Source organism: uncultured Streptococcus sp. (assembly GCF_963528215.1).
Lineage (GTDB): Bacteria > Bacillota > Bacilli > Lactobacillales > Streptococcaceae > Streptococcus.
In genome coordinates, this window is record NZ_CAURVL010000009.1 from 82,747 (window position 1) to 95,430 (window position 12,684).

The window sequence follows — 12,684 nt, forward strand, 5'->3', positions numbered from 1 at the left end:
GGAGATAAGACGATGCTATTAATCAAAAACGGACGAGTTATGGATCCTAAGACTGGTTTTGACCAAATTACTGACCTCTTGGTCGAGAGGAAGAAAATCGTCAAAATCGGTCAAGATTTGCAGGCTGAGGGCGCAAAAGTTATTGATGCCAATGGTTTGGTGGTGGCTCCAGGTTTGGTGGATATACATGTTCATTTTAGGGAGCCGGGCCAGACTCATAAGGAAGACATTCATACGGGGGCCTTGGCAGCAGCAGCAGGTGGCTTTACGACAGTTGTTATGATGGCCAATACCAATCCGACCATCTCTACGGTTGAAACCCTGAAAGAAGTACTGGAGTCAGCTAGTCGTGAAAATATCCATATCAAGTCGGTTGCAACGATTACAGAGAATTTTGATGGGCAACATCTGACAGATTTCCAAGGTCTTTTGGCAGCTGGTGCAGTAGGTTTTTCTGATGACGGTATTCCGCTGACCAACGCTGGCATTGTCCGCAAGGCGCTCGTAGAGGCTCGTAAAAATAACACCTTTATCAGCTTGCACGAGGAAGATCCAAATCTCAACGGGATACTTGGTTTCAATGAGCATATTGCCAAAGAGCATTTTCATATTTGCGGCGCGACAGGTGTGGCAGAGTATAGCATGATTGCACGCGATGTTATGATTGCTTATGATGCAAAGGCTCATGTGCATATTCAGCATTTGTCCAAGGCTGAGAGTGTAAAGGTGGTCGAATTCGCTCAGAAGCTAGGCGCTCAAGTCACTGCTGAAGCAGCACCTCAGCACTTCTCTAAAACAGAAGCACTGCTATTGACCAAGGGTAGCAATGCCAAGATGAATCCACCTCTGCGCTTAGAATCGGACCGGCTAGCGGTTATCGAGGGGCTTAAGTCAGGTGTCATTTCTGTCATTGCGACGGACCATGCTCCACATCATGCTGACGAGAAAAATGTTGAAGACATCACTCAGGCGCCTTCTGGCATGACTGGTCTTGAGACTTCGCTTTCTCTGGGACTGACCTACCTAGTTGAGGCTGGTCATCTGAGCTTGATGGAACTTTTAGAGAAAATGACTCTTAATCCGGCTCAGTTGTATGGTTTCGATGCTGGCTTCATCGCTCAGGATGGTCCAGCCGATTTGACTATATTTGATCCAGAAGCAGATAGACTTGTGACTGATCATTTCGCCTCCAAAGCAGCCAATTCACCTTTTGTTGGTGAAAATCTTAAAGGCCAAGTGAAGTTTACCATCTGTGATGGAGAAGTTGTCTTTGAAGGATAATGTAAATAAGACTCTGATGAATTTGAGGGTCTTTTTTAACAAAGAAAACTTTCTAGAAAATTTCTGAAATTACGAATGTTTGGAAATATTAAGGATATAGTTCCTTTTTAAACCAAAAAGAGGTATAATATAACAAAATACTAAAGAGGAGTGTTCGTTATATGAAGAAGAAATTTTTCATCTTACCTGTTCTATCAACAGTGCTTTTGGCACCTGCTTTCTTGGCGCATCAAGTCTCTGCGGAAGAGGCTCAGGCTAATCCAGAGCCGGCAACGACTGAGTTGACCAGTCAGCCAGCTGCTGAGACAGCTTCTGCAGCGCAACCAACTGCTCCAGCAGCTTCAGCAGAAGAAAAACCAGCAGCAGATAGTCAGAATGCAGCTGCTCCGGCTGGTCCAGCTGCGACAGAAGCCGCTGCAGCACCAGCCCAGTCTGAAAATCTACCAGAGGCTACGATTCTCCATACCAACGATGTGCATGGTCGCATCGTAGAGGAAAAAGGTGTTATCGGTGATGCTAAGCTGGCTACTGTTATCAAGGAAGAGCGCGCTAAAAACCCTAAAGTGCTTGTTGTAGATGCGGGTGATGCCTTCCAAGGGCTGCCAATTTCCAATAGCTCAAAAGGGGAAGAACGTGCGAAAATCCTCAATGAAATTGGCTACGATGCTATGGCAGTCGGTAACCATGAGTTTGACTTTGGTCTAGATGAGGCAAAGAAATACAAGGAAATTCTTAAATTCCCACTTCTTAGTTCTAACACTTACGCCAATAATGCTCGAGTTTTCCAAGCTTCTACCATTGTGGACAAGGACCCAGCGGTTGAGGGAGATGAGTTTGTGGTAATCGGTGTGACCACACCAGAAACTGCTACAAAAACTCACCCTAAAAACGTCCAAGGTGTGACCTTCACTGATCCAATTACAGAGGTTAATCGAGTCATTGACGAAATCGAAGCACGCGCAGCGGCAGAAGGAAAGAACTACAAAAACTACGTTGTTCTAGCTCACTTAGGTGTTGACACGACAACTCCGACAGAGTGGCGCGGCTCAACCTTGGCTGAAGCTCTTTCAAAAAATCCTAAGCTCAAAGGTAAGCGTGTAACTGTTATTGACGGCCACTCCCACACAGTAGAGTCTACGACTTATGGTGATAATGTAACCTACAACCAGACCGGTAGCTACCTACACAATATCGGAAAAGTGACTTTCAAGGCCAATCAACTGCTAGGCAATCCTCAGCAAATCCCTGCTGAAACAGCTAAAAAAGTCGCTCCAGACCCAGTTGTAGCAGACATGGTCAGCAAGATTAAAGCCAGATACGACGCTGATAATGCCAAAGTTATCGTAGCAAACAGCCCAGTAGAGCTTAATGGTGACCGTGAAAATGTCCGCGTTCGGGAAACCAATCTGGGTAATGTCGTAGCAGATGCTCTCTACGATTATGGTCAAACTGGCTTTGCCAACAAGACAGACCTGGCTGTTACTAACGGAGGCGGTCTGCGCGAAACTATTGCCAAAGATAAACCAATCACCAAGGGAAATGTTATCGCCGTATTGCCTTTTGGGAATACTATTTCTCAAATCAAGGTAACTGGTCAAAATATCGCAGATATGTTTGCCAAATCTCTGGGCTCTATTCTTCAGGAAAAAGATGGCAAGCCTGTGCTGGATGAGAACGGACAACCCTTGCTAGAACCAAGCGGTGGTTACTTGCAAATCTCTGGAGCTAAAGTCTATTATGATACCACTCTGCCGGCTAATCAGCGTGTCCTCCACATCGAGATTAAGAATAAAGAAACTGGTGTTTATGAGCCACTTGATCCAAATAAGACCTACTATTTGACGACCAATGACTTCCTGGCTGCTGGCGGTGACGGCTATACCATGCTGGGTGGCCCTCGCGAGGAAGGACCATCTATGGATGTGGCTTTCGCAGACTACCTGGCAAAAGCTGATTTGACAGCCTATGCGGTTATCAATCCAAACTCACGTGCTATCTCTATTTCATCCACTAAGGATACAGACGGTGATGGCTATACAGATATTGAAGAAATCAAGCAAGGAACGGATCCAGCTAATGCAGCTTCCTACCCAGCTGGTACCAAAGCAGCTGATCCTGCAAAACAGGCGGCTCCAATGGCCAACACGCCAAATCAAACTAAGCAAGTACCTGTCCATGTTGCCAAGATCTTCACTAAGGACCCTGCAGCTAAAGAACTGCCACAAACAGGCAGCGAATCAGCAGTTGCTTTGAGCCTAGTTGGTATGGTTTTAGGATTCTTTGGATTGGCAGGAATCAAGAAAAGTCACAAAGAAGACTAGTTAGAAGACACAATAAAACGGAAGTTGTTCACTTCCGTTTTATTTCTTTGTTTCAGGATTTTGATGGGTAATATTCAAGCCCCAAGGGATTAAATTTTCTTTTTTCTGTTTGATACGTTGGATATTGTCCTTGTGTCGGAGGATAATAATCAAAGCCAGCGCAATGATAATCAGAGTGAAGAAGAGGTCGTAGCTGGGCAGGATAAAGCCGACTAGAGGAAAGAGCAGCGCCGACAGGATAGCGATGACTGCTGAGAGCACACTTGCTAGAGAAATCATACTTCCCAGATAGAGGATGCTGGCAAAGATGATAATCAGATAGACAAAGAAGGCTGGTGAGAAGCCCAGAACAACCCCTGCACTGGTTGCCACGGCCTTGCCGCCCTTAAAGCCAGCAAAGATAGGAAAAGTATGGCCTATTACAGCCAAGAGGCCAAAGACAAGCGGCGAAACTCCCTCAATATGCAAAAAGAAAGGCAGCAGGGTCGCTGCAGTTCCTTTGAGAAAGTCAATAGCAAAAGTAGCCGTCCCAGCCGTCTTTCCCAAAATACGGAAAGTATTGGTCGTTCCAGTATTGCCGCTGCCGTATTCTCTCAGGTTCTTTTTAAAGAAAATTTGCCCAATCCAAAGTCCAGTCGGAATAGAGCCCAGTAAGTATGCGAGTATTAATCCAATTATCGTGTTCATCATGATTTTATTATACCATTATTTCGCTTTCTTACAATAGAAAAGGATAGAATTTATAGCAGGAAATGTCTACTCGGATATTGGATTGTTCTTCGTTTGAAATCCGTTCTCATCAGCATTTTTTTCAAAAAAATCTTTGCAATATTTGCCAAAAACTTGTAAGATAGAAAAGATGAATCATTAGGAGGTTCTTGTGGCAAAAAAGGAAATCAATATTAACAATTATAATGACGATGCTATTCAGGTATTAGAAGGGTTGGATGCGGTCCGCAAACGTCCAGGGATGTATATCGGATCGACTGACGGAGCGGGACTCCATCATCTGGTCTGGGAGATTGTGGACAATGCTGTCGATGAAGCCCTGTCAGGCTTCGGTGACCGGATTGATGTGACTATCAACAAGGACGGCAGTCTGACTGTCGCAGACCACGGACGCGGGATGCCTGTCGGCAAGCACGCTATGGGGATTCCCACGGTTGAGGTCATCTTCACCGTTCTCCACGCTGGAGGTAAGTTCGGCCAAGGTGGCTATAAGACCTCGGGCGGTCTCCACGGTGTAGGGTCCTCTGTTGTCAATGCCCTTTCCAGCTGGCTGGAAGTAGAAATCACGCGGGATGGGACTGTTTACAAGCAGCGCTTTGAAAATGGCGGAAAACCAGTCACTACGCTCAAGAAAATCGACACTGCACCTAAGTCCAAGTCTGGGACCAAAGTGACCTTCATGCCAGACGATACGATTTTTTCAACGACGGACTTCAAGTACAACACTATTGCTGAGCGGCTTAAGGAATCAGCCTTCCTGCTCAAGAATGTCCGCCTGTCGCTGACCGATGCGCGGACTGGCGAAGAAGTAGAGTTTCACTATGAGAACGGCGTTGAAGACTTTGTCAGCTATCTCAATGAAGACAAGGAAACCCTGACTCCCGTCCTCTATTTCGAGGGCGAGGAGAGCGGCTTCCAAGTTCAGGTTGCCCTCCAGTACAACGACGGCTACGCCGATAATATCCTGTCCTTTGTCAATAACGTCCGCACCAAGGACGGCGGTACCCACGAGACGGGGCTCAAGACTGCTATTACCAAGGTCATGAACGACTATGCTAGAAAGACCGGCCTGCTTAAGGAAAAGGACAAGAATCTGGAAGGCTCGGACTACCGCGAGGGTCTGGCTGCTGTCCTGTCCATCCTGGTCCCTGAGGCGCACCTGCAGTTTGAAGGCCAGACCAAGGACAAGCTGGGCAGCCCTTTGGCTCGTCCTGCCGTGGACTCCATCGTCTCTGACAAGCTGACCTTTTTCCTCTTGGAAAATGGTGAGCTGGCATCTAACCTTATCCGCAAGGCTATCAAGGCCAGAGATGCCAGAGAAGCAGCCCGTAAAGCACGTGACGAAAGCCGGAATGGCAAGAAGAATAAGAAAGACAAGGGCTTGCTGTCTGGTAAGCTGACTCCGGCTCAGTCCAAGAATCCAGCCAAGAACGAACTCTATCTGGTCGAGGGAGACTCTGCCGGTGGCTCTGCCAAGCAAGGCCGTGACCGTAAGTTCCAAGCCATCCTGCCTCTGCGAGGTAAGGTTATCAATACTGCTAAGGCTAAGATGGCTGACATTCTCAAGAACGAAGAAATCAACACCATGATTTACACGATTGGAGCGGGTGTTGGGACAGACTTTACCCTTGAGGATGCCAACTATGACAAGGTTATCATCATGACCGATGCGGACACCGACGGTGCCCATATCCAGACCTTGCTGCTGACTTTTTTCTATCGCTATATGCGTCCGCTGGTTGAGGCTGGCCGCGTCTATATCGCCTTGCCGCCTCTCTACAAGATGTCCAAGGGCAAGGGCAAGAGCGAAGTTGTCGAGTATGCTTGGACCGACGGTGAGCTGGACGACCTGCGCCGCAAGTTTAGCAAAGGTGCCATGCTTCAGCGCTACAAGGGGCTCGGTGAAATGAACGCCGACCAACTCTGGGAGACAACCATGAATCCCGACACCCGCACCCTCATCCGTGTCACCATCGAAGACCTGGCCCGAGCCGAACGCCGTGTCAATGTCCTCATGGGTGACAAAGTCGAACCACGCCGTAAGTGGATTGAGGATAATGTCAAGTTTACGCTTGAGGAAGCGACAGTGTTTTAAGGAGTATGAATAATGGATAGTTCAGGATATTCGATTTTTGGAAGTTACTTGGGTTTAATTTTCTTAGTTTCTTTACCCTCGGCTATTCTTGCATTCTACATGAATATTCGAAAAAAAAGTTTCCAAGGTTTATATGCACCCATTGTATTTACTTTCTTCATGATTTTGATGCTTTTTTTCAATATAGATCCCTCAGGATCCGAATCTTTAGTGGCGTCTGCTATCATGCTGTTTATTGGTTTTCCTTTGATAGCAGGGTCCTTAGTCTACACATTTATTCGTTTGTGTTTCGTCTATTCGGAGAAAGGGTGGAAGGCTCTTTTGATTTTCCTATCCTATATTTTAGGTCCTCTATCTATAGGCGCTCTGGGCTGGTATGTGGTAAAGATATTTCAGATCCATCTGTTAACATTATTGGTAATGATTTTGATGATTTTAGTTTCCTATCTTCCTCCTCTCTATCTCTATTACACCAAACAAAATAAGTAAGACATAGAATACTTTTAGGTAAGGTATAGTGATTAATTGCTTAGCTAAAGGCTGAGCTGGGACAAGTCGTGGACTGGTCTCAAGTGGACAAGGAAGATTACCTCCTAGCCATGGAGCGCAGCCCCATTCAAGACACAGAAATCAAGCATGTCCTCAAGCAAGCCCTCACAAAGGACATTCATAACCGTAACCTCTACATGAAGGGCGTTGACCATAGTTACTACTATGAAGGCTATAGCCTGTATAAGGCTGAGGACTTGTGAGATAAGAAAGTTTACAGAGGAGTGATTAGATGACAATGCTTGAAACAGCCCGTCTCATCTTACGAGACTTGCAGGAATCAGATTTGCCGGCTTTGATTGCCATGAATCAAGATCCAGAGGTCATGCAGTATTTCCCAAAGCCATATAGTCAAGCGGAGTCCTTGCGTCTTTATCAGGGCATTCAAGATGAAGTTAAGGCTTATGGATACAGTCTTTGGGCTGTTGAAGAAAAGGACAGTCAGGAGTTTATCGGCTTGGTAGGTCTGCACCATTCGGATTTACGGATTTTTGCTGGAAAAGAAGCTGTAGAAATCGGCTGGCGTTTGCGAAAAGAGTTTTGGAATCGTAGTTATGAGACGGAGGCTGCCCAAGCCTGTCTAGACTTCGCTTTCCAGCAAGCTGGCTTGTCAGAAGTTTACTCTTTTACATCCTTGTACAATCTCCCTTCGCAAAAAGTCATGCAAAAGCTAGGCATGGAATTTGTCAAAGAATTTGATAATGAAAAAGTTCCAGCTGACAGTCCGCTTTATAGACATGTCCTCTACAGAATCAAGAGTTTTCACTAAAAAGGTAGGTGTTTCCATGAGATCTGAAATCGAGATGTTTGATGTGATTTTGCAAACCGCAAAAGTGCTACAGGTTGACGCTGTCGCTATGTCCGGCTCGCGGACAAATCCAAATGCTCCCAAGGACGAGTTCCAAGACTATGATGTAGTCTACATTGTAGAGGATTTGAATGGTCTGGTGGCTGACCTTGCTTGGTTGGAAAGGTTTGGCAAGCGCATGATCGAGCAGCATGTCCTAGTAGGCCATCGCCGTCTCTACCTTATGCTTTTTGAAGATGGCAATCGGATAGATTTGACTCTTTGTCCTAAGGAATACATCAAAGAGTGGGTGGATAGCGAAGCAGATTTCACGGTGCTGGATGACGCGCAGGGGCTGTTTGCTCCTTATGCACCGACACCCAAGCGCTATTGGACGGCACCAGCTAGTGCGACTGACTTTGACAAATCCTGCAATGAATTTTGGTGGGTATCAACCTATGTGGTCAAGGGCATTCATCGAAATCATCTGGTATATGCGACGGATCATCTCTATGGCATCTGCCAACAAGAATTGCTCAAGCTGTTAGCTTGGCAAGTGGCAGCGGATAAGGGGACGGTCGAAGTTGGCAAGAACTATAAGTACCTCTTTCAGTATTTGCCTGCTGAGAAAGAGAAAGAATTTACAGCCTTGCTTGACTTTTCCGACAAGAAAAAAATCACCAAGTCTCTCTTAGCTATCATGGACTTTTTCCACAAAGAAGCACAAGCTTTCTCTATCAAAACCGGCTTCCACTATGACAAAGCAACCGCAGAGAAGATGATTGAGTATGCTAAAGAGAAGCTTAGCTTCTAGTTATTATTAAAAAGAAAAATAAAAAGAGAATTATTATGTCCAACATTCAAAACATGTCCCTTGAGGACATCATGGGAGAGCGCTTTGGTCGCTACTCCAAATACATCATTCAAGAGCGGGCCTTGCCGGACATTCGCGATGGTTTGAAGCCTGTTCAGCGCCGTATTCTTTATTCCATGAATAAGGACGGCAACACCTTTGACAAGGGCTACCGCAAGTCTGCCAAGTCTGTCGGGAACATCATGGGGAATTTCCACCCCCATGGTGACAGTTCCATCTACGATGCCATGGTCCGCATGTCTCAGGATTGGAAAAACCGTGAGATTCTCGTTGAGATGCACGGTAACAACGGTTCCATGGACGGTGATCCACCGGCGGCTATGCGTTATACTGAGGCGCGCCTGTCTGAGATGGCTGGCTATCTTTTGCAGGATATCGAGAAAGATACCGTTCCTTTTGCTTGGAACTTTGACGATACCGAGAAGGAGCCGACTGTTCTGCCGGCAGCATTTCCTAATCTCTTGGTCAATGGAGCAACTGGGATTTCTGCTGGTTATGCGACTGATATTCCACCTCATAATCTAGCCGAAGTCATTGACGCGGTTATCTATATGATTGACCATCCGTCTGCCAAGGTGGACAAACTCATGGAGTTTCTGCCTGGTCCAGACTTCCCGACAGGAGCTATTGTCCAAGGCCGTGATGAGATCAGGAAAGCCTACGAGACTGGAAAAGGTCGAGTTGTAGTGCGCTCCAGAACTGAGATCGAAAAATTGAAGGGCGGTAAAGAGCAAATCGTCATCACCGAGATTCCTTACGAGATTAATAAAGCGGTCTTGGTCAAGAAAATCGACGATGTGCGGGTCAACAATAAGGTGGCTGGCATTGCTGAGGTTCGGGACGAATCCGACCGGGACGGTCTTCGCATTGCCATCGAGCTCAAGAAAGATGCTAATACCGAGCTGATTCTCAACTATCTTTTCAAGTACACTGATTTGCAAGTCAATTATAACTTCAACATGGTGGCGATTGACAATTTCACGCCTCGTTTGGTGGGAATTGTACCAATCTTGACTAGTTATATTGCCCACCGCAAGGAGATTATTTTGGCTCGCAGCCGCTTTGACAAGGCCAAGGCTGAGAAACGACTTCATATCGTGGAAGGACTGATTCGGGTGCTTTCCATCTTGGACGATGTGATTGCCCTGATTCGTGCTTCCGAAAACAAAGCAGACGCCAAGGAAAATCTTAAAGTCAGCTATGATTTCACTGAGGAGCAAGCTGAGGCTATCGTCACTCTCCAACTCTACCGTTTGACAAATACAGACGTAGTGGTTCTGGAAGAGGAAGAAGCAGAGCTGCGCGAGAAGATTGCCATGCTGGCAGCTATTATCGGTGATGAGCGCACCATGTATAACCTCATGAAGCGTGAGCTCCGCGATGTCAAGAAGAAGTTTGGCAATCCGCGTCTCAGTGAGTTGCAGGATACGGCAAACGCCATCGAGATTGATACGGCTAGTCTCATCGTTGAGGAAGAGACTTATGTCAGCGTGACACGTTCTGGCTATATCAAGCGGACCAGTCCGCGTTCCTTCTCTGCTTCAACCCTAGAGGAGATGGGCAAGCGTGATGATGACCGACTGATTTTCGTCAGCCCGGCCAAGACGACCCAGCATTTATTGATTTTCACCAGCCTGGGAAATGTTATTTATAGGCCAGTTCATGAGCTGTCAGACATCCGCTGGAAAGAAATCGGAGAACACCTCAGCCAGACTATCAGCAACTTTGATACAAAGGAAGAGGTTATCTATACAGAATTGCTGGACAGCTTTGAGGAGGGGACATACTTTGCAGCGACCAAGTTAGGTCAAATCAAGCGAGTTGAGCGCAAGGAATTCAGTCCTTGGCGGACCTACAAGTCCAAGTCGCTTAAGTTTGCAAAGCTGAAAAATGAAGACGATCAGGTTATTGCTCTGGCTCCGATTAAGCTAGATGATGTTATGCTCGTGACCAAGAATGGCTATGCTCTTCGCTTCAATATTGAGGAAGTACCAGTTATCGGAGCTAAGGCGGCTGGGGTTAAAGCCATAAACCTCAAGAAAGACGATGTCCTAGCGGCAGCCTTTATCGCCAATACGGACTCACTTTACCTCCTGACTCAGCGTGGTTCGCTCAAGCGTATGGCAGTCGCAGATATTCCTGTTACTAGTCGGGCAAATCGCGGTCTTCAAGTTCTGAGAGAGCTTAAGACCAAGCCACATCGTGTCTTTGCGGCTGGACCAGTCTTTGGCGAAGCAGTGGACTTTGACCTCTTTACTACTGAAGCAGAAGCCAATGAGGAGCAGATTTTGCAGGTGCTTTCCAATAAAGGAACTGCCTATGAGATTAATCTAGCTGATCTTAGTCTGTCTGAGAGAACTAGCAATGGCAGCTTCATTTCTGATACTATTTCAGACGAAGAAGTCTTCTCAGCTTATATCAAGTAATTATCAAACCAGTTCGCAGGAGCTGGTTTTTCAATTTCTAAAATCTTGATAGCGGAACAAAAGACTGAATAAAAAATTTTCTGAAAATTGAAAATAATACTTGAAAATATCTTAAAAAGGTGTAAAATAGGGAGTATCTAAAAATGAAGTTTGGAAGAAGAGGAGAAAGACCATGACTGTAAATCTTGACTGGGAAAATCTAGGATTCTCATATATGAAACTACCTTATCGCTATTTAGCTTACTATCGCAATGGCCAGTGGGAAGAAGGAACATTAACGGAGGACGCTACGCTCCATATTTCTGAGTCGTCTCCTTGCCTTCACTACGGACAGCAAGCTTTTGAAGGTTTGAAGGCTTATCGAACCAAGGACGACAGTATTCAACTCTTTCGTCCAGATAAAAATGCGGAGCGTCTGCAACGAACAGCTGATCGCTTGCTCATGCCGCAGGTTCCTACAGAAATGTTCGTGGATGCAGTCAAGCAGGTTGTCCGAGCCAATGAAGAATATGTTCCACCTTATGGAACAGGCGGAACTCTTTATATTCGACCTCTCTTGATTGGAGTAGGTGACATTATCGGAGTGAAGCCATCTGAAGAATACATTTTCACTATCTTTGTAATGCCGGTCGGCAATTACTTCAAAGGCGGTCTGACTCCGACTAACTTCATTGTCTCAGATGACTATGATCGCGCGGCACCGCACGGAACTGGTGCAGCTAAAGTAGGAGGCAATTACGCTGCCAGTTTATTACCAGGAAAGATTGCTAAGGATAAGCATTTCTCAGATGTGATTTATCTGGATCCAGCAACCCATACCAAGATTGAAGAAGTGGGATCTGCCAACTTCTTTGGTATCACCAAGGATAATGAGTTTGTAACGCCGCTCAGTCCCTCAATCTTGCCATCCATCACCAAGTACTCTTTGCTTTATCTGGCAGAGCATAGACTTGGACTCAAACCGATTGAAGGAGATGTTCCTCTGGCAGACTTGGGTAAATTCACTGAAGCGGGTGCTTGTGGAACAGCTGCAGTAATCTCTCCTATCGGAGGTATCCAGCACGGCGATGATTTTCATGTCTTTTATAGCGAGACAGAAGTCGGTCCAGTCACTCGCAAGCTGTATGACGAATTAACTGGTATCCAATTTGGTGATGTTGAAGCTCCAGAAGATTGGATTGTGAAAGTATAATCTAAAAACTGTCCTTGATTGGGCAGTTTTTCTGTAATTCTAGCCTAAGATAGCTTGCGAAGTCAGCGTTTTTCGTGTACAATAGAAATTTGAAAGAGGTAAGTTATGAGTAAAAAAGATAAAAAAATTGAAATTCAAATCACAGATAGCAAAGTGAAAGTCGGAGCAGACCAATTTGACGGTTATAGCCTTTCTATTGGCAAGAAGGTTATCGGCGAGATTGCTGAACTAGATGGCCAGTTTGCAATTATCAAAAATGGAAATGCTGAAAGTTTTTATAAAAAACTTGAAAGAGCCGTGGAAACTTTGATTGAAACCTATAATTTAAGCAAATAAGGGCTTGCATTTTCATTGTATCAATGTTATAATAGATAGCGTTGATTGTCGGAGAGATAGCGAAGAGGCTAAACGCGGCGGACTGTAAATCCGC

Annotated in this window: 9 protein-coding genes and 2 pseudogenes; 10 read left to right on the plus strand and 1 reads right to left on the minus strand. The window is 45.8% G+C overall.

Annotation, left to right across the window (positions count from 1 at the left end; translation table 11 throughout):
* Nucleotides 1-12: 12 nt before the first annotated feature.
* Together RWS24_RS05665 and nt5e are read left to right on the plus strand one after the other, a co-directional pair.
* The gene (locus RWS24_RS05665) at nucleotides 13-1,281 is read left to right on the plus strand and encodes a dihydroorotase (RefSeq protein WP_314366062.1); all 1,269 of its coding nucleotides are present in this window, start codon (nucleotides 13-15) and stop codon (nucleotides 1,279-1,281) included.
* Between the two features lie 161 nt (nucleotides 1,282-1,442).
* Entirely contained in the window at nucleotides 1,443-3,602 is a 2,160-nt protein-coding gene (gene nt5e, locus RWS24_RS05670; protein WP_314366063.1) for a cell surface ecto-5'-nucleotidase Nt5e, read from the plus strand.
* 39 nt (nucleotides 3,603-3,641) lie between these two features.
* Here the strand turns inward: nt5e and plsY are convergent, their stop codons facing one another.
* On the minus strand, nucleotides 3,642-4,292 hold the full coding sequence (gene plsY, locus RWS24_RS05675) for a glycerol-3-phosphate 1-O-acyltransferase PlsY (RefSeq protein WP_125356877.1): 651 nt from the start codon (nucleotides 4,290-4,292) through the stop codon (nucleotides 3,642-3,644).
* A 190-nt stretch (nucleotides 4,293-4,482) separates the two neighbouring features.
* Here plsY and parE point away from each other — a divergent pair, with 190 nt between their 5' ends.
* From parE to RWS24_RS05715, 8 genes and pseudogenes are all read left to right on the plus strand, one after another.
* Nucleotides 4,483-6,426, plus strand: coding sequence for a DNA topoisomerase IV subunit B (gene parE, locus RWS24_RS05680; RefSeq protein WP_314366064.1), 1,944 nt, complete (start codon nucleotides 4,483-4,485; stop codon nucleotides 6,424-6,426).
* 12 nt (nucleotides 6,427-6,438) lie between these two features.
* Nucleotides 6,439-6,915 carry a hypothetical protein gene (locus tag RWS24_RS05685; RefSeq protein ID WP_314366065.1) on the plus strand — a complete coding sequence of 159 codons (477 nt, stop codon included), beginning with the start codon at nucleotides 6,439-6,441 and terminating at the stop codon, nucleotides 6,913-6,915.
* A 44-nt stretch (nucleotides 6,916-6,959) separates the two neighbouring features.
* Nucleotides 6,960-7,178, plus strand: a pseudogene (locus RWS24_RS05690) (cell filamentation protein Fic); the annotation flags it as partial.
* 29 nt (nucleotides 7,179-7,207) lie between these two features.
* Entirely contained in the window at nucleotides 7,208-7,744 is a 537-nt protein-coding gene (locus tag RWS24_RS05695; RefSeq protein ID WP_314366066.1) for a GNAT family N-acetyltransferase, read from the plus strand.
* Nucleotides 7,745-7,760: 16 nt separating this feature from the next.
* The gene (locus tag RWS24_RS05700) at nucleotides 7,761-8,576 is read left to right on the plus strand and encodes an aminoglycoside 6-adenylyltransferase (RefSeq protein ID WP_314366067.1); all 816 of its coding nucleotides are present in this window, start codon (nucleotides 7,761-7,763) and stop codon (nucleotides 8,574-8,576) included.
* A 35-nt stretch (nucleotides 8,577-8,611) separates the two neighbouring features.
* Nucleotides 8,612-11,062 (plus strand): DNA topoisomerase IV subunit A, encoded by a 2,451-nt coding sequence (gene parC / locus RWS24_RS05705; protein WP_314366068.1) that lies wholly within the window; start codon nucleotides 8,612-8,614, stop codon nucleotides 11,060-11,062.
* A gap of 166 nt (nucleotides 11,063-11,228) precedes the next feature.
* Nucleotides 11,229-12,254, plus strand: a pseudogene (locus RWS24_RS05710) (branched-chain amino acid aminotransferase); the annotation flags it as partial.
* Between the two features lie 105 nt (nucleotides 12,255-12,359).
* Entirely contained in the window at nucleotides 12,360-12,590 is a 231-nt protein-coding gene (locus tag RWS24_RS05715; protein WP_301412394.1) for a DUF2969 domain-containing protein, read from the plus strand.
* Nucleotides 12,591-12,684 lie beyond the last annotated feature (94 nt).